Source organism: Nocardia sp. NPDC059240 (assembly GCF_042753865.1).
In the GTDB taxonomy this organism is placed as follows: domain Bacteria; phylum Actinomycetota; class Actinomycetes; order Mycobacteriales; family Mycobacteriaceae; genus Nocardia.
In genome coordinates, this window is the sequence record NZ_JBHZAC010000001.1 from 1,188,536 (window position 1) to 1,210,630 (window position 22,095).

Below are 22,095 nucleotides of genomic sequence, written 5' to 3' on the forward strand. Positions count from 1 at the left end.
TCCTCCCCGCTCCTCAGTACGACCGCGGCAGGCCGAGGGTGTGCTGCGCGATGTGATTGAGCACCATCTGCGACGACACCGGTGCTACCTGCTGCAGACGAACGATGCCCCACAGATCCGCGAGACCGTATTCGTGGGACATGCCGTTGCCACCATGCATCTGGATCGCGGTGTCGAGCGCCTTGTAGCCGGCGCGGGAGGCCAGATACTTGGCCATATTCGCGGTCTCGCCGGCGGGCAGGCCCGCATCGATCTCGGCGGCGGCACGCCAAACCATGTTGGCGGCACCGGTCAGCTCGATGGTGGCTTCGGCCAGCGGATGTTGAACGCCCTGATAGGTCCCGACGGGGACACCCCATACGTTGCGCTCGTTGGCATATCGGACCGCCTTGTCGATCGCGTAGCGCCCGACACCGAGACAGATGACGGCGCTGAGCACGCGCTCCGGGTTCAGGCCGTCGAACAGCGCGGCGAGCCCGTTGTCGACCTCGCCTACGACAGCTTCCGCAGGCAGGCGGACGTCATCGAAGAACAGGGTGAACTGCCGTTCTGGCGCACCGAGCGCTGTCGGGATCAGAGTGCGGCTCAGTCCACGGATATTCGGATCATCGACGATGAACAGGGTGAGTCGGCCGCGCCCTGTCCGTTCGTCGGTGCCAGTGCGCGCAACCAGCAGGAAATGGTCGCAGTGGTCGATGCCGGAGATGTAGTACTTCGTGCCGCGCACGATCCAGTCGTCGCCGTCCCGCTTGGCCCAGGTGGACACGTTGTGCGAGTTCGAACCGGCATCGGGTTCTGTCAAGGCGAAAACGAATTTCTCTGCGCCGCTCGCGATTCCGGGCAGATAGCGGCTCTTCTGCTCCTCGGTCCCGTGTCGAGGCAGCACGCTGCCCGCGATGCCCTGCGATAACACCATCGCCAATTCTGGGCAGCCACCCGCAGACAGTTCTTCGAGCACGATGGCGAGTTCGGTGAGTCCCGCGCCGCCGCCACCGTATTCCTCGGGAATGCTGACACCCAGATATCCGCTGCGCCCCAACTGATCCCACAGCTCGGCCATGGGTTCGCCAGTTGCGGCTTTGGACCGGTAGTACTCGTGCCCGAACTTGCCAACAATGTCGGCCACAGCGGCGCGTAGCTCTTTCTCCTCATCGCTCGGCCGCAGGGGCAGACAGAGACTATGGGTGGTCATCGATTTCGTTCCTTCCAAGTTCCGGACGCGCGCGTGCCGCGTCATCGGCTTCGGTAGCGTGGAGCTCGTTTCTCCATGAAGGCGCGCGGACCTTCTTTCGCGTCGTCACTACGGATGACACGTTCGGTCATGGCGAATTCGAGCGCGAACCGCGGCTCGTTCGCCAGGGCTCGCACCGCGATCTCCTTCGAAGCGCGAACCGCGAGTGGGGCGTTCGTTGCTATCCGGGTCGCGATCTCGATCGCGCGCGGCAACTCTTGGCCGGCCGTGACGACCTCGTTAACCAGTCCGCAGGCCGCGGCGCGGTGCGCATCGATGTGGTCGCCCGTCAGCAGCAACTGCATCGCCATCGTCCAGGGGATCTGCTGTGGCAGCCGCACGTGGGTGCCGCCACCGGGCACCAGGCCCCAACGGACTTCTGGCACACCGAAAATGGCATGTTCGGCTGCGATACGGATGTCGGTGCCGAGTAGGATCTCCAGGCCACCCGCCACGCAGATACCGTTCACTGCGGCGATCACCGGCTTGTGGACATCGGAGAAGTAGCGTTTGACCGGATCCGAGATGAGGACGTCCAGCTCTCCCCGGGTCAGCCGTGGAATCAACTCCCCCAGATCGCCGCCCGCACAAAACGCCTTCTCGCCGGCACCGGTCACGATAACCACATGCACGGAGTCGTTCCGTCTGGCGGCATCTGTCGCCGCAGCCAGTTGGCGAGCCATGTCGACGGTGAACGCATTGTGTGCGCCTGGACGGTTGATCGTAATCACCGCAACCGGTCCCTCAACCGAGTAGCCGACCTCGCCGTCGACGGCCGCTACGTACATGGACACGCTGTTGTTACTAGCCGACACCGGCCCCACCTCCTCGTTGCCACTCGAAAGCGGCTGTGCTGAAATAACATTCAGCGGTCGCAGCATTGGACACCGCCGAGCCGGTCAGAACGCCATCGTGGACAGATCGATCCCGAGGGCCCTGACTTTGCGGTACAAGGTCGATCTGGCTATGCCCAGCGCGTCGGCAGCACGGTTCTTGTTGCCGCCCGCTTCGCGCATCGCCGCAATGATGGTCGTGGCCTCGACCAACTCGAGCCCGATGAGCTTGCGACGGGACGCCGCTGCCACCACGTTCGCCGGTAGGTCGCGCGCGCTGATGTATCCGTTTCGGTTGTCCCGTAGGACATCTCGAACCAGGATGCGCAAGGAGGCAATATTGGAGTGCCATTCGAGTCGCGTCAGGGTTTGCACTGCATCGGGCATCCAGCGAACCGGCTTCGACTGCCTCCCCGACTGCTCGAGCACAGCCGCGGTCAATGATTCCAGCAGCACCGGCAAATCCTCGAAGCGGTCGCGCAGGGGCGGAACCTCGATCCAAGCGGTGAACAAGTCGAGTAAGCCGTTGGGCGCCAACTGATCCGCCCTCTCGCGAGCGGTCGCCAGGACACGGATTCGGAGTGCTCGGCAACGTTCGATCAGTCCGGCTGCCACCGCTGCGGTTCCCCAGTCGAGCTCGTCGACGTGACGAACCACCACGACCGATTCGGGCTCCGCCGTGGCAACCAATTCGTCAAGTCTCGCAAGCCAATGCTGTGGCCCTTGGGCGGACGCCTCGATCGCGTCGATCACGTGTACCTCGGCACCCTCTGCCATTGCCCGAGCCACCGCAAGTCTGCCGGTTCCTCGTTCACCGGTGATAAGAGCCCATTCGACTCCCGTACGACGGACTCGTTGGCCGAGCTCTCGCCATCGCAGGCCGGTACCTGCCAAGCCCTCCAGGTTCGACGGCGTATCGCAGGCGGTCTTACGTTCCTCAATCAACCGCACTTTGAGAACGGCGCCAATCGCGCCAGTGCCGTCATTCACCTCATGGCACGTGACCGAGACCGCGCTGCCGTCGGTCATGACCATCTGCGATTCTGTGTTCCGCTGGCGAATCGCCTGAGCGGCGTGCTCCCAGAGCCGGGCCTGATCGACCGATGCCAATACCCGCGCAGCGGTCGCATTCGTAATGATCGTCTGTTCGTCCAGCACGATCAGCGGGTGGCGGACGTCGCGATTCTCCGCCAAGAATGCCTCGAGCAGCAACCGCTCGCGGGTGCTCGACGATTCCAGCAGGCGACGCTGTACCTCTGCGGCCAGTTCGGTCACCCAGGCCAGCAGTATCGGGCTCGAGCCGTCGGACCGGCAGGTGGCGATCAGGCTGCCGACGATTCGGCGGCTCACTGGATGAATGATCGGCGCGCCTGCCGAGGTCACGCCGAGGTAAGCCTCTGAGAAGTGCTCGGGCCCGCGCACATGGACCGGATTCCCGTCCAGCAGGCAGATAGCGCTGAATGTGCCGATCGCGGTCTCATCCACGGAGACCGAGGGGATGATGTTGTGCTCATCCATCCAACGCGCCAGCTGTCGGTCCATAACCCAGCGCCGCAGTAGCGTGCCGTCTCGATCGGTAATCGAGAGCGCACACAACGACTGCTCCAGAACCGCCTTGCGCTGCTCGACCACCGCTTGGACAATCCGGGCCAGCTGGCCGTCCAGCTCGGCGTCGGGGCGGCAGGTCGGTTCGACTCGATCAGGGCGCAGACCGTATCGCAGCGACCGGCGCCACGAGTCGAGCACCTGCGGCCTGATGCCACTCCGCCGGGCAAAATCGTCGTTCCACTGACCGCCAGTCAGCAGAACCTCGCGTGCACGCATGGCCTGGCGGACTCGGTTCTGATCGTCCAAACCTCTTTGAGGATGCCGGATTTCGCTTGGACGGACCGCATGGGCCGAGCCCAGCTTCGGAGTCGTCGTACTCGCCATTCCGCACCTCCCTTGAGGCTTCGACCGGGAGGGCAACAGCAGGTCGAGGCTGATGCCCTTGGATGGAACATCATCCTGACTGACTACTGACATTCTGTCAAGAAGGTGTCAGTTCGTCGACTTGCGTCCGTATCGCCAGGAGGGTTCCAGACAGCAATACGTGCACATCCGCTCGGGTCAGGAAGCCCCGGCGGAGCCATTCGTCGGTCGCGGTTGTGACAAGAGATTGAAATGCCCTGATCTTGGACCGATTACTCTCGACCGGAGCGATCCTCAACACCACGAGCAGGCGGTCCTCCCACGCCCGCATGCCACTCTGCAGCACCTTGTCGACCTCCGGATCACGGCGCGGGGCGCCTGCCCGAAGCATGCTCAAATAGGTATGTCGATTACGTTCGACCAGCTCCAGCCACTGATCGAACATTCGCGATACATCCGCCACGACGTCACCGCTCGACTCTGCCACCAGCGGCGGCTCGGGAAGATGCGCGAACCGGCGTACGACCTCGAGATACAGCGCCCGTTTCGTTCCGAAGTGATGATGGAGGTTGGTCCGCGTCGTGCCGGCCGCGGCCGCAAGCTCAGCGGTGGATACCGTTTCATAAGCCTGCTGCGCGAAAAGGCGTTGTGCTGCAACGAGAATCTGCTCTCGCCGATCCTCGGCCTCCAGGCGTACCCGCCGCGCCGTGTCCGACTGTGTCATGTGCCGACTTTAAGGGCGCTGCGGCTCCGAGAACCCGAATGTAGCGATATGCGACAACCACGCGACCGCCGACGGGACCCGATTACAGGTCTGGACAATCGTTCATCAGAGTTTCACCGATTCCTTGACCGTACTGACCGATCGTCAGTACGTTTAACCCTGGTAAGTATCCGATGAACAGGAGATTTCATGGGCCGAGTAGACGGGCACATCGCGATCATTACGGGCGCAGCTCGGGGCATGGGCGCAGCCCACGCCCGAACCCTGGTACGTGAGGGCGCCAAGGTACTGCTCACCGACGTCCTGGAGGACGAGGGCAAGCGGCTGGCGGACGAGCTCGGCGAGCACGCCCGATTCGCCAAGCACGACATCACCTCCCTCGCCGACTGGGAGCGCGTTGTCAGCACAGCCGAGCAGGAGTTCGGCGGCAACGTTGATATCCTCGTCAACAACGCTGGAATCGGTGTCGCGGCACCAATCGAAGCGACCAGCGAAGCGGAATACCGGCGCGTGGTCGACATCAATCAAGTCGGACCGTTCCTCGGTATGAAGGCGGTCGTCGAGTCGATGACTCGAGCCGGCCGAGGATCGATCGTCAACGTGTCTTCCATCGCGGGCTTGGTCGGCGAGGCTTACGCCATCGCCTACACCGCATCCAAATTCGCCGTAACCGGCATGACCAAGGTCGCGGCGAAAGAGCTGGGTCCACGAGGGATCCGGGTCAACTCGGTGCACCCCGGCGTCATCGCGACACCCATGGTCAACGACCTGTCCCCCGACGTCGAGGCGGTACTCGCCGCGACCACGGCAGCCACCCCGCTGGGCCGGGTTGGCAAGCCGGAAGAAGTCAGCGCCGTGGTCCTCTTCTTGGCCTCCGACGAATCGCAGTTCGTCAATGGAGCCGCATACGTAGTAGACGGCGGATACCTCCGCTGAGCAACCCCCTGCGAAGCGCTACCCGCGCTTCGCAGGGTGAACAGAAGTACAAACCCAATCGGGGGGAAGAGTATGGGCTGCAAAGCCTTTGGCCAGTCGGCGGGCGCTGCACTGGCGATGATGACGGTCACGATAGGGGTGGTAGTCGCCGCCACACCTGTCTCCGCGGACGCTACCAGCGGATTCGGTCCGCTCGATCGCCCGGGGCCCGCACTGTCGGTACCTGATGATCAATTGGACGCCAGCATCTCCTGCACGGCCAACGCACGAGACTCCGAACGGAACGTCGTATTGTTCGTTCCGGGAACAGGTTTCACTCCACAGGAGGACTACGGCCTGAGCTGGTTCCGGGCAATGGACCGCCTAGGCTGGGCCTACTGTTCGGTGACCGAGCCAGACCACGCTCTCGGCGATGCCCAGATCTCCGCGCAATACGTCGTCAACGCAATCCGCCACGTGCATGAGATCAGCGGCCACAAGGTGGACATCATCGGTCACAGCCAGGGCGGCACCGAACCCCGCTTCGCCCTTCGCTTCTGGCCTGACCTACGACCTCTGGTCGACGACTACATCGGCCTCGCCGCAACCAACCACGGCAGCGTGATCGCAGACGCCACCTGCAACGGCCTGGTCGGCTGTGCCCCGGCCGGTTGGCAACAGGCAACCGACTCGAACTACGTTCGCGCAATGAACTCGGGCCAGGAAACCTTCGCCGGCATCTCCTACACCGACATCTACACGCACACTGACGAGGTCGTACAGCCGAACTTCGACAACACTGGCAGTTCGAGCCTCCACACCGGCGATGGCGAAATCACCAATGCCGCAGTCCAAGACATCTGCCCATTCGACATCACCGACCATATCGGCGTGGGCACCTCCGACCCAGTCGCCTACGCCATCGCCCTCGACGCCCTCACCCATCCCGGACCTGCCGACCCAGCCCGTGTTTCCCGCGAAGTCTGCGGCCACATATTTATGCCGGGGGTCGATCCATGGACATACCCCGCGAGAGAGACGGCGATAGTTGCAACAGCCGCCGCCCGACTCTTGGTTCATGCCCGGATTCCAACCGAGCCGAAACTTGATCCCTACGTATACGGCAACTAGCTGGCACGGCTCAGACCCGCTAGCCCGGTGTAGTGCAATGGTCAACCAACCTGCGCGACAAGGGATTGCGATCAAACTCAATCGAGCCCCGAACCGACGCAGACCGTCGAGAGAAGTCTCGGGCAGCGGTCTCCGGCACCCAATCGGACCTGATTCTCACTGTCATTCGACTGGCGAAGATCGAGTCGAAGATCTCGCGACTACTGAAGACCGAATGTGCCGGTCGGCTATCTCGACGAATTCGAGCGGTCAGGTAACACCACGAAAACAAAAGACGTATCGGGTACCGGGCTTGCGCCCGGTACCCGATACCCGCGGAGCTCAGTCGGGAGAACATACCCTGGACCACCTGTCCCCCCACGACGGCTCCGCGTGCTCAGAAGATCGTGTAGCCGCCGTCGACCACGATCTCGTTGCCGGTATGGAAGGTCAGTGTCGGGTCCGCCAGGAAGGCGGCTACCTCGTAGAACTCTTCAGGATCGGCCCAACGTCGCGCTGGGGTGCGCGATGTGGTGACCTTCATGAACTTCTCGTCCGCCTGCAAGTGGGTGTTCATCGAGGTCCGGGTCCATCCTGGAATCAACACGTTGCACCGGACCTGATGGCGGGCCAGCTCGACTGCCAGAGTGCGCGCCAGGCCCAAAAGGCCCGTTTTGCTGGTGGCGTACGCAGCCTGTCCGGCTCCGCCGTAACGGCTGATGGTCGAGGAGACAACAATCATCGAGCCGCCGGTGCCCTGCGCGACGAACTGCCGTGCGGCGGCTCGGCTGCAGAGGAAGCCACCATCAAGATTGGTGCGCAACACCCGATGCCAGGTATCCAGCGTCATCTCGGTGATCGGCGCAGCCTCGGCGATGCCGGCGTTCGCGACGAAGCAGTCGAGCGAACCCAGCTCCTCCACGGTGCGCTTCATCGCCTCGTCGACCGCCTGCTCGTCGGCGATATCGCACTGCACAGCAGTCGCTTTCACGCCCAGAGCTCGGATCTCGTCGACGACCGACGCGCTCTTCTCGACATTGCGCGCCCACACTGCGACATCGGCGCCAGCACGTGCCAGGCCGACCGCGATTGCGTGGCCAATGCCGCTGTTGCCGCCGGTCACAACGGCGGTACGACCGGCCAGCTTGCCTTGGCTCATCAGCCGACCTGCCCATTAGCGGATGGAATATTAACCAGTTCGGCCAGCGCTGCCCGGTGACGCTCGGGCGTGCCCATGGCGATCGCGCTGCTCTTGGCCCGCTTGAGGTACAGGTGCGCAGGATGCTCCCAGGTAAACCCGATGCCTCCGTGGAACTGCACGCACTCCTCGGCGATCTGCTGGGCAACAACCGAACAGTGCGCTTGCGCCAGCGACGCGGCGATCGGGAGATCCTCCGAACCTGTTGCTGCGCATTCGGCCGCATAACGTGCTACTGCGCGTGCTTGCGTCAGTTGTACCCACAGATCCGCGACCCGATGTTTGATCGCCTGGTACGAGCCGATGAGTCGCCCGAACTGTCGGCGAATCCGCAGATACTCGAGCGCCATCTCGAGGCAGCGCTCAGCCAGCCCCAGCTGTTCCGAGGCCAAGAGCACTGCGCCGATCCGCAATGCGGAATCCATTGCGGCACGCGCGGCTTCACCCTCCGCGAGCAGTTCCGCCTCGACACCGTCGAACACGAGATCCACCAACGGACGGGTCATATCCAGCGAAACGACTTCGGTGGATTGCAGACCGTCGGCGTGAGAGTCGACCCGGTAAATCGCATCACCCGCGGGAACCAGGAACACATAGGGCATGGTGGCATCGGCGACCGAACGCACTGTGCCGTAGAGCTTCCCGTCCCGGACCTCCAGATCGCCGAAGCGATCACCGGAGGCGGTATTGAACGGCACCGCTACCGTGGCAACGAACCCGCCGTCCGCTACCGCGGCGAGAAGCACGTTCTGCCCAAGTTCCAGGAGCAGAGCAGTAGCGACGCCGCTGGAGCCGAGGAAGGGCACGGGGGCTACTGCGCGCCCGAGCTCTTCCGCGACGATTGCAGCCTCACGCCAGCTCGCACCCACACCTCCAGCGGACTCGGGTATAGCCAGTGCGGCACAACCGATCTCGACAGTCAGTGCGTTCCACAGCTCCACGTCGGTTGTGCTGTCGCTTTCTGTACGGGCCAGCACCGCGTCCCAAGGGCTGCGCTTGTCCAGCAGCGCTCGCACGCTGCCGCGCAACTCTTCCTCGACCTCCGAGTAGAGCAGATCGCCTGTCACCGGTGTCCTGATGTCGGTCATCGCGGCAGGTCCTTCCAGGGGATATCCTTGTCCGCCCGGGCCTCGGCGGGCAGTCCGAGCACTCGCTCGGCGATGATGTTGCGCATGATGTCGGACGTGCCGCCCTCGATCGAGTTGCCCTTCGCGCGCAGGAATCGCCAGCCCGCCGACTCCTCCGCGTAGTCGGCGACGATGACCGGTCGACGTGCGGTGTAGTCGGTGTACCGAAGTCCCTCTGCGCCAAGCAGTTCCAGTTCGAACGAGGAAATCTGCTGGTTCAGCCGGGAGTAGGTGAGCTTCGCTCCGGACCCTTCGGGGCCTGGGAGCCCGGCGGCCTGTTGCTGACGCAGGCGCTCCGCGGTGAGCCGGGCAGCTTCCGCCTCTACCCAGAACCGCAGCACCTGGTCGTGGAGCCCGGGCCGACGGAGTTCGGGACGACTTCGCCAGGTACGCGCCAGCGCGCCGATCGTGCCGTTCTCGCGCGGAATCGTGCCCGCGCCGATGGCGACTCGCTCATTCATCAGAGTGTGATTGGCGACAGCCCAACCCTGCCCGAGCTCACCGAGCAACTGGTCCCCCGCGATGGGCACATCGTCGAGATAAACCTCGTTGAATTCACTTTCGCCAGTGATTTGTCGCAGTGGCCGGACATCGACGCCCGGATCGTGCATGCCGCAGATGAAATACGACAGTCCTTTGTGCTTTGGCTGCGCCGGGTCGGTGCGCGCCACCAGAATCGCCCAGTCCGCCTGGTGGGCGAGCGAAGTCCACACCTTTTGCCCGTTGACGACCCATCCGTCACCGTCTGCCTTCGCGCTGGTGCCCACGTTGGCCAGGTCGGAACCGGCTCCCGGCTCGCTGAAGAGCTGGCACCACAGTTCCTCGCCGGTCCATAGCGGGCGCAGCCACCTCTGCTTCTGCTCGGTGGTGCCGAAGCGCAGGATGGTCGGCGCGGCCAAATTGAGACCGATGAAGTTCAATTCGGGCCGGTTGTCAGGGGCACCAGCGGCCGCGAACAGCGCGTCGATTTCGGGCTGCAGCGCAGGGTCCAAGCCGAGCCCGCCGTGTCCTTCCGGGTAGTAGACCCAGGCGAGCCCCGCGTCGAAACGAGCCCGCAGGAATTCCAGCCGGTCCGTCGCAAGCGGGTCATGCTCACGCAGGAATTCGCGCACGCTGGCGGCGAGTCCCTCAGCGTCGAGAGCGCTCTTGGTGCTCACGAATCCTCTTTTCTCAGAACGTTGATCAGATCTTCGCGAAATGCGCGATATCGAGGATCTGGCCGGTGCGCTCTTCCGCCCAGACGGCGCCCACTCGCGTGCCGACGGGCAGTTGCGCCCGTACCGCGTTCGGGTCGGACAAATCCAGCCCATGGACGTAGTGCATCAGCAGTGTCGAGGCACCATCGAGCCGAATGCCGGCGATGGCGTAGGGCGGGGTGGGCCCGCCTCGGAAGCTCTGCCACGCAACGGTGAATGCCTCGACAACGCCCTCCGAAGGCAGCTCGAGCCACTCGTCGGTGCGCACGAAGCAAGACTCGCAATACGCCTGGGGCGGGACGAACACCCGAGCGCAGTCCGGGCATTTGTTGGCCAGGATCTTCTGCTCGGTGAGCCCAGCCATGAAGCGACCCCAGGTCGCACCGAGGTGGATGTCATAGTTGAGGTCCCAATGGACCCGCTGCGTCGTGATGGTCACGGGCGCTCCATTCTTTCGAGGATGGCAAGGTTCTCGAACTGGAAGAAGGTTCCGCCGGTGCCGTGCGCCAGACCGCGCCGGGCACCGCGCACCTGCATCTCTTCCGGCGCGTCACCCATGAGTTGCAAAGCGGTGTAGACATACGGGGCAAGCTCGCCCGCGACACCGGCATTGGTGCACAGCGGCCCGCCGGACAGGTTGGTGGGCAGATCCCCGCTGATTTCGGTTGCGCCGGAGCGGATCAGATCGATCCCTCCTCCCGGAGGAGCGAACCCGAGCGCTTCCAGCTGCATCGGCTGCATCGGCGCGTAGGGCGCGAACAGCTCGACGACGTCGATCTCCGCGCGCGGATCCCGGATGTCAGCGATCTGGTAGACCTTGTGGGCCAGGATCGCCAAATTCTCCATCGCAGCGAAGTCGTTCTTGCCGCCACCGAGATAGGGGTCGCTGGAGGTCGCCATGGCGCGGATCAGCACCGGCGTCGGCCGCAAGCTGATCGCACTGTCCTCGGAGGTGACGAGCAATGCGTTGGCCGACGTCGAGACCGGGCACACCATCGCCATCGTCATCGGATACGACAACGGCTTGGCCGCCATCACGTCCTCGACGGTGAGCGTATTGCGCAAGTGCGCGTACGGGTTACGGGATGCGTGGTCGTGCGCTTGCACCACGCTCACCGCGAAGTCCTCGACGGTCGCACCGAAGCGCTGCTGGTACGCGCTCGGATAGAAGGCACCCATGTGATAGGCACCCATGCCCAGCGGCTGTTCGACGATCATCGGCGAGTTCGTGTTGATCGCCGACTGCAGATCCTCGACACCATAGAACGTCGGCCCGCCGACGCACAGCACACGCTGGCGGTCACCGGAGCGTACCTGGCGGGCGGCAACCTGCATCAGGTTGCCGCCGGTGGTGCCGCCGGTGTTGATGATCGACACCGGCAGCTCCGCGCCCAGACCGAGCCTGCGCACGACATGCTTGGCACCGAGCACAGTGCCCTCGAAACCGTCGATGTTGCCGATCACGATGCCGTCCAACGAGTCCGGCGAGGCACCCGAGTGCTCGAGTGCAGCCCATACCGCCTCTTGGACGAGTTCGAGCGACGAGCTCTCCTGCTTGCGCGGCGACGTGGCACGCGTAATGCCCACTCCCGCGATCACTGCCCGCGTGGCCATCAGACCTCTTCCAAGACAAGGACGGTCGCGGTCTCGGCGACTGGTCCGGTGAGCAGGTCGGTGGAATGCGACACAGCCCGGCCACCGTTCGCCTCTAGCCACGACACCGCTTCGAGCAGGCGAAGCGCGCCGTTGGCTACACCGGGGTATGCGCTAGCCACGCCGCCGGAGGGAGACACTTCGACATCCGCCTTGCTCAGCCCGAGCGCACCAAGGGTCGGTGCAAGCAATGCTGGTGTGGCCGAAGTGAGTTCGACTGCCTGAATCTGCTCGACTGGATCGGTCAAGCCTGCCCGGCGGTAGGCTTCCTGCCCGGCACGGCGCGCAGCAGCAGCAGGATCTTCGAGCCACTGCCCGTCGGCTGTGGTGTCGCCGGTGGCCTGACCCCAGCCGGTGAGCACGGCACGCGGGTGTCGCGCTCGACGTGCCCTGGCCAGCGATCCGAGGACCACGGCGATCGCGCCGGTGCATTCGGCCGGCAACATGAGCTCGCGCAGCACACCATTGACCGGTGCCGACGACAGGACATCCGCGGCGCTGAGCGGCGAAGTACGAACAGCACGTCCGCGGCCGGCGCCTCGTGTGATAGACGCCGCCGAGATTTCGGCGAGTTGTTCCTCGCTCAGAATGCCCGAATCGACCACATAGCCCGCGTGCATGCCGAACATGGTCTCCGCGGTCAGGCCTACCGGGCGATCGAAATGCGGCTCGAACCCGAGATTCGAAATCTGCTGGAGGAATTGCCGACGAGCGGGCCCCGATACCTCTGGGTTGTAAACACCCACGGCGAGCGCCAGATCCGCATCACCCGCAGCGATCGTCTGTGCCGCGGCAATGATGGCCTGTCCGGCGTCGCCCTCGATGCGGTACGACTGCGCGAGGTAGCCGCCGCTGGCGGCATTGGTCAAACCGCTGGAGATACTGCGACCGTCGTAGATGTCCAGCGATGCGGTGACCGACAGTCCGAGCTCGTGTTTGCGAATCCCGGCTTCCCGCAAGGCGTTCGAAACGGCATCGAAGACCAGTTCGTCGAGCACGGCATCGCTCTCGCCAACAAGCGGTGTCGCCGCGATCCCGAGCACCGGGATCGGGTCGCGCGCCTCGACAGAGGGGTTTAGGCCGCTCACATCGGTCCCTGGTGAAGGTGGGCGCTGATCGTCATGTGCGTCAGAGCCTTTCGATAATGGTCGCGTTGGCAAGCCCGCCGCCTTCGCACATGGTCTGCAGACCGTAGCGCTCGCCGGTTGCCTCGAGGTGGTTCACCAGCGTGGCCAGCAAACGGACCCCCGAGGCGCCGAGCGCGTGTCCCAGCGCGATCGCGCCACCCCGCGGGTTGAGCTTCTCGGGGTCGGCCTGCAGGTCGTGCTGCCATGCCAGTGGCACCGGCGCAAAGGCCTCGTTGACTTCATACGCGCCGATGTCATCGATCGACATCCCTGCGCGCGCAAGCACTTTCCGGGTCGCCGGGATGACACCCGTCAGCATGATGAGCGGATCGTCGCCGGCAACTGCGAATTCATGGAAGCGCGCACGGGGGCGCAGACCGAGCTTCACAGCACGCTCCTCACTCATGATGAGAACGGCCGAGGCGGCATCGGTGAGCGGCGAGGAGTTGCCAGGAGTAATGCTCCAGGCGATTTCAGGGAACCGCGCCGAGAGCGCTTCGTCGACGAACGACGGCTTCAGACCCGCCAGGCCTTCGGCGGTGGTGCCGGCCCGAAGCGTCTGATCCTGGTCGTGCACCTGCCCGTCGACGGTGATCGGCACGATCTCGTTGGCGAACCCGCCCGCCGCGGCGATCGTTGCTGCGCGCTGGTGCGACCGCGCCGCGTAAGCGTCGAGGGTCTCCCGGTCGAGCTTCCAGCGACCGGCGATCAGTTCGGCGGCCACGCCCTGGTTGATCAACCCCTCGGGATACCGCTGCGCCAACGGCTCGATCGGGTTCTGCCCGATCGAGGCTGTACCCATCGGCAGTCGGCTCATCGACTCGACACCGCAAGCCACCACGATGTCGTAGGCACCCGAGATGACACCCTGCGCGGCGAAGTGGGCGGCCTGCTGGCTGGAACCACACTGCCGGTCAACGGTTGTACCCGGAACCGACTCCGGCCAGCCTGCGGCGAGGACCGCGCTGCGAGCGATGTTGTTCGTCTGCTCGCCAACCTGCTGCACGCAACCGGCGATCACATCGTCGATCTCGGCCGGGTCGATGCCCGTGCGCTCGACCAGCGCCTGCAGGGTGTCCGCGAGCAGCCGGACAGGGTGTACACCCGACAGCGCTCCTCCGGGCTTACCCCGACCTGACGCCGTACGAACAATGTCGACGATGACTGCCGACCTCATTGTGGCCGCCTCTCCATTTTGGTTCCTTGGACTCCGGCACCACATCATCGGGCGGCCAGAATTCCTGTCTTCTGAATCTAGAAAGAAGGTGGCCTCGGGAGATGTCGCATGCTGCTACAGGGAGTGTTCTGGTCGCCGGTTCGCGCGGGCGGAATGATCGCGGATCAACTGTCGCTACGTCCCAGACGTTGACCGGTGGCCGAGAGGAGCGATGTCGCCGAGCCTGCTGCAGTCGGGATACAGGGCACCGAGACGCGACGAAACCGTCTAGGCCCTAACGCCTTCCGGCACCCGAACGACCTCGAGCGCACTCCGCGACCAGGGCTGCAACGTAGAAGGGCGACAGGCGATCCGACAAACTCGGACACGGTCCACTCGCACACCGTTGGGACCACTGATCGGTCGTTCGAACCGAATAACGAACCGGCCGCGCGGAATGTCGCAATGCGCTACATGGCAGCACGTTTCGCCTGCTCTGAGACCTGCCACCGCGGCACGTAGGTATGGCACAGGTATTTCTCCCGTGTTGCCGGTCACTTCCCGTGGCCACGCTGATCGAACGCAATCAGCGAACCTCGGAAGGAAAAACCAGTGTTCACACACAAGTTGCTGAAACGGCGCGTCATCGCCAGCGCGGTGGCCCTGGGGGTGACGGCCGCGCTGGGGGCATGCTCATCGAGTACGAACAATAGTCCGGCAGTACCCGAGGACACGGCCGCGAAGACGCCGGCCACTGGTCCCGAGGTCGACGTCTGGACGATCGCCGCGACAGGAGGAGTCGCCGCTGCGCCGCAACCCGGCGCGGGTGTCAAGGCCGCGGCCCGTTACATGAATGACCACGGCGGCATCGGCTCGAACCACCAGAAGGTGGTGGTGAAGTCCTGCGACACGCAATTCACGCCGCAGGGCGAAATCCAATGCGCCCAGCAGGCAGCCGACGATCCGCAGGCAATCGCTGTGGTGGCCCCGCAGGATGTGCTCGCGGTGCAGCAGTTCACCACTGTGCTGCAGAACGCCGGACTTCCCAGTGTCGGGGGTATCCCCGTCGCGCCGTCGGACTTCACGAATCCGATCAACTTTCCGCTGGTGACAACCAATTTCGGTGCTGCGGCGTGTGCTGTGTTGACAGCCAAGGCCACCAAGGCAAGCACGGTGGGTTTCGCAACCGTCGACATTCCAGCCGCTGTCGACGTCACCAATGATGGTGTTGCGGCAGCAAAACACGCGGGGATCAACACAACTGGGCCAGTGACCTTCCCGGTCACAACCACCGACGTGACGCCCTTCGTGTCGCAGGTGTCCGAGAAGGGTGCTGACGCAGTAGTTCTCGCGGCAGCGTCCCAAGGTACAGGAGCTTGGCTGGCAGCAGCTGCCCGGCTGGGCAAGAGCAAGCCGACCTGTGTCATCGACGGAACGGTCCCCAACCAGGTCCTCGGCGGGCTCGGCAACCAGGCCAAGGATTTCTACGCGGCGTCGTTCCTGCCCGATGTGTCCTGGACCGGGTACCCGATGCTGGACAAGTTCCGCCAGCAGGCGCAGGCCGAGAACTCGGAGGACCAAGCCGCGAGCCTCGATGCCTCGAACAACACCGAACTGGTGATGCTCGGATGGGCCGCGATGCAGGCGGTGCAGCAAGGAGCAGCAAATGTGGGTGGCGCACTGACGCGCTCCGATTTCCTTGCGGCACTGAATAATACGACGGTCAAGATCGGTGATGGCGACACGGCCCTGCTGCCGCCCGTCGACTTCTCGAAGCCGAACTCGAATCCGAAGTACAGCCGCCTGTTCAACGCGAAGTACTTCCTCAAGAAATGGGACGTGACCAAGCAGGCTTTTGTTCAGGTGCAGGGTGCCGACACCCTTCACGCCGACGAGCTTGTGCCGTAAGCGATTCGACGAGTCCACCCGGGCCGACGGCGATCCGCGGCCCGGGTGTCATTGAGGAAACAAGCACATGACCAACGTCATCCAATACGCACTGCTCGGTCTAGGGCTCGGCGCCATCTACACGCTGCTGGGCCAAGGCGTGGTTCTGATCTATCGCGGCTCCGGCGTCCTGAACATCGCCCACGGTGGATTCGCGATGTTCGGCGCCTACCTATACCTGCAGTTGCATGTCCCGAGCAGTCTCGGCGCATCGTATTCATCACAGCCCGGCTGGCCGGTTCTACCTGCATTTCTGGCAGCGGTATCCGCCACTGCGGCAATAGGTTTGGCCACCGATCGCCTTCTGCTCCGCGGCATGCGCAACGCGTCACCGTTGTCGAGGCTGATCGCGACCGTCGGTGTCCTGCTGGTGCTCATCGCCGCGGCGAGCAAGATCTGGGGAGCATCACCGCCGTTCGTTCCCGCTATCCTGCCCACGAGCATCTGGCAGTTGAGCCCTTCGGTCACCCTTCCCTCCAGCTATGCATGGATGGTCGGGATCGCCGTCGCGATCACCGTTCTGCTGACGGTCGTATGGCGTTTCACACGAATCGGCTGGGTGACGGCCGCCGTCTCTCAGAACGAGAGGGGCGCCGCGGCCCTCGGGATCTCGCCCGGATTCGTATCGTCGGCAACATGGACCGCGGGCGCGGGCCTTGCCGCGGCCGCCGGGATCTTGCTGACCCCGATCACCCAGATATCGGTCGGCAGCCTGAGCTTGCTCATCATTCCTGTGCTCGCCGCGCTTCTGCTCGGCGGATTCCAATCGTTCCCCGCGACTTTGGCCAGCGGCATGTTCGTGGGTGTCGCCCAAACCGTAGCAGTGAACTACAACGACTTCTTCGAGAAGCACCTGCACATCACCATGACTTCCGACGCCTTCCCAGTGCTCGTCGTGCTGCTGGTGATGATTGTGCGTGGGTCGTCGCTTCCGCTGCGCGGGCACATCGGCGAGCGATTGCCCGCGATCGGCACCGGGCGAATTCGCTGGCGGATTGTCCTGCCTACCATCGCAATCGGGTCGGGCCTGATCGTCGCGCTCTCGAGCAATCCAACGGTCATGGCGGCTCTGACAGTCACGTTCATCGCCGCCACGTTGCTGCTGTCCCTGGTCGTCCTCATGGGCTACGCCGGACAGATCTCCTTGGCGCAGTATGCTCTCGCCGGCGTCGGCGGCCTGTTGGCCGCCCGGCTGGCACAGCGATCGGGCCTCGATCTGGTTCCGGCTCTGGCAGTCGGTGTTCTGGGCGCGATGGTCGCCGGGTTGATCATCGCGATCCCGGCGCTTCGCTTGCGTGGCGTCAATCTGGCTGTGATCACGCTCGCCGCCGCATGGGCTGTTCACGACATGGTCTTCACCAATCCCCAGGTGTCCGGTGAGACCGCTGGGGTCTCGGTGGGTCGCGCGACCCTGTTCGGCTGGGAGATCAGCGGCCAGACACACCCCGGCCGGTATGCGGCGTTCACGCTGGCGATATTCGCGCTGGCCTGCGTGTTGGTCGCGAACATCCGGCGTAGCAGGCTTGGGCGCAACATGATTGCAGTTCGATCGAACGAACGCGCAGCGGCGGCATCCGGAGTCTCCGTCTTCCGAACCAAGCTTCTCGCCTTCGCCATCTCTGGCGCGATCGCAGGATCCGCGGGCACCATGCTCGCATTCCAATACGAGAGCACCAGCTTCGTCACCCTCGACGCCTTCACATCGCTGCTGGCGGTCGCATGGGTGGTGATCGGCGGCGTCGGATTCATCATGGGAGCCTTGCTCGGCGCGCTACTCGCACCGGGAGCGGTGCTGTCGCTGCTCGGGTCGTATTGGCACGGTTTCGGTGAATGGCTGGCCCTCATCGGTGGTGTCGGCGCGCTGCTGGCAGTCCGATTCAACCAAGACGGTGTCGTCTACGGTCTCAGACGTGCGTTCAGCCAGGCCACCGCGAAAATCCCGCAGGGCCGTCCAACCTCGCATCGAGGGGACGATGTCGCCATCCCACCGAAAATCGAACCAACATGCGTTGTCCCGCAACGACTTCAGATCGAGAACCTGACAGTACGTTACGGCGGCATCGTGGCCGTCGACGCGATCGGAATCAGCGTCGCCCCGGGCGAAGTAGTGGGCCTTATCGGCCCGAACGGCGCGGGCAAAACCTCTCTGATGGACGCGGTCTCGGGATTCGCGCACTACGAGGGCAATATCCGGCTCGGTCATGAGCGCATCGATCAGTGGTCTGCGCATCGACGGGCCCGATCCGGTTTGGTCCGATCGTTCCAAGGCCTGGAGCTCTTTCCCGAAATGACAGTGCTGGAAAACCTCCAAGTCCCGGGGCATTTCGACGGCGGCGCATCGGCACTGATCGAGATCCTGCGCCCCCGGCAAGTCCGCCTGTCCGAGGTGACGCTTGCTGCGATCCAGGATTTCGGTCTCGCGCCGATCCTGCACAAGTTCCCGGACGAGATCTCCTACGGACAGCGGCGTCTCGTCGCGATCGCCCGAGCTGTCGCAGCCCAACCCTCGGTCCTGCTGCTCGACGAACCAGTGGCAGGTCTGAGTGAGCACGAGTCGCATGAGTTCGCCATCCTGGTACGGCAACTCGCCAATGCCTGGGGAATGGCGATTCTCGTGATCGAGCACGACATGGGCTTCGTCATGAACACATGCGACCGCATCACTGTGATCAACTTCGGCAAGCACGTCTGCACCGGGACCCCGGATGAAGTACGTGCCGACCGAGCAGCGATCGCCGCTTACCTCGGCGACGAGGCGAGCCCGGACCCAGCCGACCCAATCCCCGTCTCCGAGACGGAAACCCGCACGCCGTCGGAAGCGAGGCTGTGACGATGACCGATCCATTACTTATGACACGAGGACTCCACTGCGGCTACCGCGGTGTGGAGATCGTGCGTGACCTCAACATCACTGTCCGCCCGGGCGAGGTTATCGCTCTCCTCGGCGCGAACGGCTCAGGGAAGACCACCACCCTCCTCACCCTCGCCGGCGAGCTGAAACCACTCGCCGGCGACGTCCTCATCGACGGCCGGGTCACGACCGCTCCGTTGCACAAACGCGCACGCCAGGGGCTCGCCTTCGTCACCGAGGAAAGATCCACCTTCGCCAATCTCACGACTCGCCAGAATCTGACCGTGGGCCGAGCGAATATCATGGCGGCAACCGCGATCTTCCCTGAACTGGAACCGCTCATGTCACGCGGCGCGGGTCTATTGTCCGGCGGCGAGCAGCAAATGCTCACGCTTGCAAGGGCTTTGGCGCGTCCGACGAAATTGCTTCTGGCAGATGAACTCTCACTCGGACTCGCACCGAAGACAGTCGGAAAGCTCCTGACCGCCGTCCGGGCCGCTGCCGACGAGCACGGCCTAGGCGCACTGCTGGTCGAACAGCATGTTCACCGCGTCCTCGACATCGCCGATCGCGTCTACTTGCTGCACCACGGACGAATCCGGTTCTCCGGGACCGCGGCCGAAGCCCGCAAGAACATCGACGAAATCCAGGCCACGTACCTTGCTTCGACCGCGACGGCCGGCCAGGGCTCGAAGGACACCGTGCCCCTCCCCCATTAGGGGGTCGCACCAACTTCGCTATTGGGCCGGAGTTCTTCGAAGGCGACCGCCAACAGGAGAACCCGGCCCCACAGGCCGCTTCTGGACACCAATAGGCGATAGCATCGCCCAGTCGTGCCTGAGTCCCTGGAAACGGCAGGACCTGAGATCATGGCCTCGAGGACGGGTCGCAGCCGCAATGAATCCGTCGAACGGGTCAAGGCCCGCAAGCGTATTCGCGACTCCGAGGAAACGGTCAAGATCCTGCGCGAGGCCGCGGATCAAGTCGGAGCGGTGTTTCCCCAAGGTCGCTACCTCCTCGCGTCCGAACTCCACGATGATGGCGTGCGGATCAGACGCGCCTGATACGCGCTCACGGTATCGACGTCGGGGCTACTAAGAATGGTGCGACCGCCCACCATCGGAGCGAGCGATCCGCCACCAGTAGTTGACCGACCCAATCACCCGCGTTCACGACACCTGGCGCGGCACCTATTGGAGCCCGCAGATCCCATGCCGAGCTGGCGCGATTCCATCGCCTCACCATCGGGGCAAACACCCTCGAGTTGCTGATGCGCCGAGCCAGGCCCGTCCGGACTTCCCTTGCGCCGCAAAGCGAGACGAGTCCCACCCGCTGAGTCCGTTAGGGACCCCGCCGCGGGCACCATCATCTATGGCGACCACGGCACCCAGTTCACGTCCTGGACCTTCACCCGATCGGCCGGAACCAACACGCCAGCAACACAAGTATTGGACACAGCCAATCGAGTGTCCCCGAGGGCCGACCTCTGCTCCAATGCACAGCGAGCCGCGGCCGAGCGCATCTCGCACTCGACTGCGGCTTGCGACCACACTGCTGTGCCTTCTAACCCGTCACTCGCAGCGCTTCGTGAGACCTGGACACATCCGAGGTGGCAGTGACCTGGTAGTTCTTGATGTCGAACTTTCTCAGCTTCCTGACCATCCCAGACGGGGAACCTGGCCACATAGCCAGATTATGGCCTTTGCTGGTCAGATAATATGTCTTGCACCCGGTGGTGAAGACGAATCCGGACAGATACGAATCCCTGTAATCCATCCAGGCTTGCTCCTTGTGAGGCTTGGGTTCGACCGTTTCAATGCCCTGCCGCCGCATGATCTGGATCGCAGATCCAACGTATCGGGCCTGTGCCTCACAGCCGATGAAGACCGACGCGGTTCCGGAGTGAACACCACCGACAAGGAAGAAATTCGGGCAATCGACGATCGTTGTCGCACGGTAGGTCCGAGGCATCTCCTCGAATCGCTCCGCCAAGAGGCGGCCCTTTCGATCACGAATTCTGTCGAAGATCGGTGACCCGAAGTTGAAACCAGTCCCCCAGATGATCGTATCGACCTCGAACTCGCGGCCGGACGAGGTGACCACCGATTTCTCACGAATCTCGCTCAGGGCCGATGGCAGATAATCGACATTGGGTGCCGACACCGCGGGGTACCAAGCGTTCGACAGTAGTAGCCTCTTGCATCCGGCCTTGTAATCCGGAGTCAGCACCTTTCGCAGCTCAGGATCGGCGATCTGCTGTTCCAGATGTTTGCGTGCCGACCTCTCAGGGAGTATCGCCAGGCGTGGATACTTGACAGTGATCACCAAGAATTCCAACAGGAACCAGATGAATGCCCGAAGGATTCGCTGTCGCAACTTCGCGCGTCGCGGGCTCCGCTCTTCGTGCACCACGTCAGGCTTGGGAACAACCCACGACGGCGTACGCTGCAGAATCACGAGCCGCTCAGCCGACGGCTGGATCTCGGGCACGAATTGAATCGCCGACGCGCCGGTACCTACGACGGCTATCCGCTTCCCTTCCGCGTCGAAATCAGCGGGCCAGTCATGAGAATGAAAGATGTCCCCGTCGAACTTGTCAGCGCCCGGGATCTCCGGTATGGACGCTCGGTCGTTCTGGCCGGTGGCAACAATCAGGAACCGAGCACGGATCAGCCCCTTGTTCGTTTCGCACAGCCATTTCTTCTCGCTGTCGGACCACACCGAGTCGAGCAGTTCCGTTCCGAATCGGACGTGTCGTACGATGTCATTTTCGGCCGCGACCCGCTCCAGATACTCGCGGATTTCCTGTCCAGGCGCGAATAGACGCGACCAGTTGTTCAGCGCGAATCCGTACTGATAGGTCGGCGACGGCACATCACACCCGATGCCGGGATAGCGATTGTGGTTCCAGACGCCGCCGAGCCCGTCCGACCGCTCCAACAGAACGAATCCCAGCCCTTGGCGCTTGAGCTCGATCGCGGTGCGGATTCCCGACATTCCTCCGCCGATGATGACGGCTTCGATGTCGGTGAGATTTTCCTCTGCCAGGTGTTCGCCGTATTCCAGCGTGGTGTCCACCTCGATACCTCTTCCTCCGGTGTAACCCTGCGACCGAC

At 63.7% G+C, this 22,095-nt stretch carries 18 protein-coding genes; 6 read left to right on the forward strand and 12 right to left on the reverse strand.

Annotated features, from left to right (window positions below):
• Positions 1–13 precede the first annotated feature (13 nt).
• The 4 genes from ACFXHA_RS05580 to ACFXHA_RS05595 form a co-directional block, all read right to left on the reverse strand.
• Positions 14–1,171 carry an acyl-CoA dehydrogenase family protein gene (locus tag ACFXHA_RS05580; protein WP_379353472.1) on the reverse strand — a complete coding sequence of 386 codons (1,158 nt, stop codon included), beginning with the start codon at positions 1,169–1,171 and terminating at the stop codon, positions 14–16.
• Between the two features lie 62 nt (positions 1,172–1,233).
• The gene (locus tag ACFXHA_RS05585; protein WP_379353233.1) at positions 1,234–2,112 is read right to left on the reverse strand and encodes an enoyl-CoA hydratase/isomerase family protein; all 879 of its coding nucleotides are present in this window, start codon (positions 2,110–2,112) and stop codon (positions 1,234–1,236) included.
• Positions 2,113–2,130: 18 nt separating this feature from the next.
• Positions 2,131–3,996, reverse strand: a complete 1,866-nt coding sequence (locus tag ACFXHA_RS05590) for a sigma-54-dependent Fis family transcriptional regulator (RefSeq protein WP_379353235.1) — start codon at positions 3,994–3,996, stop codon at positions 2,131–2,133.
• A 97-nt stretch (positions 3,997–4,093) separates the two neighbouring features.
• A complete protein-coding gene (locus ACFXHA_RS05595) occupies positions 4,094–4,699 on the reverse strand; it encodes a TetR/AcrR family transcriptional regulator (RefSeq protein ID WP_379353237.1) in 606 nt (201 codons plus the stop codon).
• A 189-nt stretch (positions 4,700–4,888) separates the two neighbouring features.
• On the opposite strand from ACFXHA_RS05595, the gene ACFXHA_RS05600 reads away from it, so the two are divergent.
• Both ACFXHA_RS05600 and ACFXHA_RS05605 read left to right on the forward strand, forming a co-directional pair.
• On the forward strand, positions 4,889–5,635 hold the full coding sequence (locus ACFXHA_RS05600) for a glucose 1-dehydrogenase (RefSeq protein ID WP_379353239.1): 747 nt from the start codon (positions 4,889–4,891) through the stop codon (positions 5,633–5,635).
• A 72-nt stretch (positions 5,636–5,707) separates the two neighbouring features.
• Positions 5,708–6,745: an esterase/lipase family protein gene (locus tag ACFXHA_RS05605; protein ID WP_379353241.1), complete on the forward strand. Its 1,038-nt coding sequence runs from the start codon at positions 5,708–5,710 to the stop codon at positions 6,743–6,745.
• A 376-nt stretch (positions 6,746–7,121) separates the two neighbouring features.
• On the opposite strand, the gene ACFXHA_RS05610 is transcribed toward ACFXHA_RS05605, so the two are convergent.
• Genes ACFXHA_RS05610 through ACFXHA_RS05640 form a run of 7 tightly spaced genes read right to left on the reverse strand, consistent with a single transcriptional unit; the run spans position 7,122 to position 14,202 of the window.
• The gene (locus tag ACFXHA_RS05610; RefSeq protein WP_379353243.1) at positions 7,122–7,883 is read right to left on the reverse strand and encodes an SDR family NAD(P)-dependent oxidoreductase; all 762 of its coding nucleotides are present in this window, start codon (positions 7,881–7,883) and stop codon (positions 7,122–7,124) included.
• Entirely contained in the window at positions 7,883–9,010 is a 1,128-nt protein-coding gene (locus ACFXHA_RS05615; RefSeq protein WP_379353245.1) for an acyl-CoA dehydrogenase family protein, read from the reverse strand. The genes ACFXHA_RS05610 and ACFXHA_RS05615 overlap by 1 nt, the downstream gene beginning before the upstream one ends.
• The gene (locus ACFXHA_RS05620; RefSeq protein ID WP_379353247.1) at positions 9,007–10,206 is read right to left on the reverse strand and encodes an acyl-CoA dehydrogenase family protein; all 1,200 of its coding nucleotides are present in this window, start codon (positions 10,204–10,206) and stop codon (positions 9,007–9,009) included. The genes ACFXHA_RS05615 and ACFXHA_RS05620 overlap by 4 nt, the downstream gene beginning before the upstream one ends.
• Before the next feature lie 25 nt (positions 10,207–10,231).
• On the reverse strand, positions 10,232–10,684 hold the full coding sequence (locus tag ACFXHA_RS05625; protein WP_379353249.1) for a Zn-ribbon domain-containing OB-fold protein: 453 nt from the start codon (positions 10,682–10,684) through the stop codon (positions 10,232–10,234).
• Positions 10,681–11,859, reverse strand: coding sequence for a thiolase family protein (locus ACFXHA_RS05630; RefSeq protein ID WP_379353250.1), 1,179 nt, complete (start codon positions 11,857–11,859; stop codon positions 10,681–10,683). Before ACFXHA_RS05630 ends, ACFXHA_RS05625 begins: the two co-directional genes overlap by 4 nt.
• Positions 11,859–12,986: a hypothetical protein gene (locus ACFXHA_RS05635; RefSeq protein ID WP_379353252.1), complete on the reverse strand. Its 1,128-nt coding sequence runs from the start codon at positions 12,984–12,986 to the stop codon at positions 11,859–11,861. The genes ACFXHA_RS05630 and ACFXHA_RS05635 overlap by 1 nt, the downstream gene beginning before the upstream one ends.
• A gap of 40 nt (positions 12,987–13,026) precedes the next feature.
• Positions 13,027–14,202, reverse strand: coding sequence for a thiolase family protein (locus ACFXHA_RS05640; protein WP_379353474.1), 1,176 nt, complete (start codon positions 14,200–14,202; stop codon positions 13,027–13,029).
• A 591-nt stretch (positions 14,203–14,793) separates the two neighbouring features.
• Between ACFXHA_RS05640 and ACFXHA_RS05645 the strand changes: the two genes are divergently transcribed.
• The 4 genes from ACFXHA_RS05645 (at position 14,794) to ACFXHA_RS05660 (ending at position 20,043) form a co-directional block, all read left to right on the forward strand.
• Positions 14,794–16,089 (forward strand): ABC transporter substrate-binding protein, encoded by a 1,296-nt coding sequence (locus ACFXHA_RS05645; RefSeq protein WP_379353254.1) that lies wholly within the window; start codon positions 14,794–14,796, stop codon positions 16,087–16,089.
• Positions 16,090–16,156: 67 nt separating this feature from the next.
• Positions 16,157–18,958: an ATP-binding cassette domain-containing protein gene (locus tag ACFXHA_RS05650; protein ID WP_379353256.1), complete on the forward strand. Its 2,802-nt coding sequence runs from the start codon at positions 16,157–16,159 to the stop codon at positions 18,956–18,958.
• Positions 18,959–18,960: 2 nt separating this feature from the next.
• Positions 18,961–19,698 (forward strand): ABC transporter ATP-binding protein, encoded by a 738-nt coding sequence (locus tag ACFXHA_RS05655; RefSeq protein WP_379353476.1) that lies wholly within the window; start codon positions 18,961–18,963, stop codon positions 19,696–19,698.
• Positions 19,699–19,848: 150 nt separating this feature from the next.
• Positions 19,849–20,043 (forward strand): hypothetical protein, encoded by a 195-nt coding sequence (locus tag ACFXHA_RS05660; RefSeq protein ID WP_379353258.1) that lies wholly within the window; start codon positions 19,849–19,851, stop codon positions 20,041–20,043.
• 499 nt (positions 20,044–20,542) lie between these two features.
• On the opposite strand, the gene ACFXHA_RS05665 is transcribed toward ACFXHA_RS05660, so the two are convergent.
• Positions 20,543–22,057, reverse strand: a complete 1,515-nt coding sequence (locus tag ACFXHA_RS05665; protein ID WP_379353260.1) for a flavin-containing monooxygenase — start codon at positions 22,055–22,057, stop codon at positions 20,543–20,545.
• Between the last annotated feature and the right edge of the window lie 38 nt (positions 22,058–22,095).

Bases quoted from the DNA above. Each gene is read 5' to 3' on its own strand.
- ACFXHA_RS05585 (WP_379353233.1), bottom strand. From the start codon at position 2,112: ATGCTGCGACCGCTGAATGTTATTTCAGCACAGCCGCTTTCGAGTGGC.
- ACFXHA_RS05590 (WP_379353235.1), bottom strand. From the start codon at position 3,996: ATGGCGAGTACGACGACTCCGAAGCTGGGCTCGGCCCATGCGGTCCGT.
- ACFXHA_RS05595 (WP_379353237.1), bottom strand. From the start codon at position 4,699: ATGACACAGTCGGACACGGCGCGGCGGGTACGCCTGGAGGCCGAGGAT.
- ACFXHA_RS05600 (WP_379353239.1), top strand. From the start codon at position 4,889: ATGGGCCGAGTAGACGGGCACATCGCGATCATTACGGGCGCAGCTCGG.
- ACFXHA_RS05605 (WP_379353241.1), top strand. From the start codon at position 5,708: ATGGGCTGCAAAGCCTTTGGCCAGTCGGCGGGCGCTGCACTGGCGATG.
- ACFXHA_RS05610 (WP_379353243.1), bottom strand. From the start codon at position 7,883: ATGAGCCAAGGCAAGCTGGCCGGTCGTACCGCCGTTGTGACCGGCGGC.
- ACFXHA_RS05615 (WP_379353245.1), bottom strand. From the start codon at position 9,010: ATGACCGACATCAGGACACCGGTGACAGGCGATCTGCTCTACTCGGAG.
- ACFXHA_RS05630 (WP_379353250.1), bottom strand. From the start codon at position 11,859: ATGGCCACGCGGGCAGTGATCGCGGGAGTGGGCATTACGCGTGCCACG.
- ACFXHA_RS05640 (WP_379353474.1), bottom strand. From the start codon at position 14,202: ATGAGGTCGGCAGTCATCGTCGACATTGTTCGTACGGCGTCAGGTCGG.
- ACFXHA_RS05650 (WP_379353256.1), top strand. From the start codon at position 16,157: ATGACCAACGTCATCCAATACGCACTGCTCGGTCTAGGGCTCGGCGCC.
- ACFXHA_RS05655 (WP_379353476.1), top strand. From the start codon at position 18,961: ATGACCGATCCATTACTTATGACACGAGGACTCCACTGCGGCTACCGC.
- ACFXHA_RS05660 (WP_379353258.1), top strand. From the start codon at position 19,849: ATGGCCTCGAGGACGGGTCGCAGCCGCAATGAATCCGTCGAACGGGTC.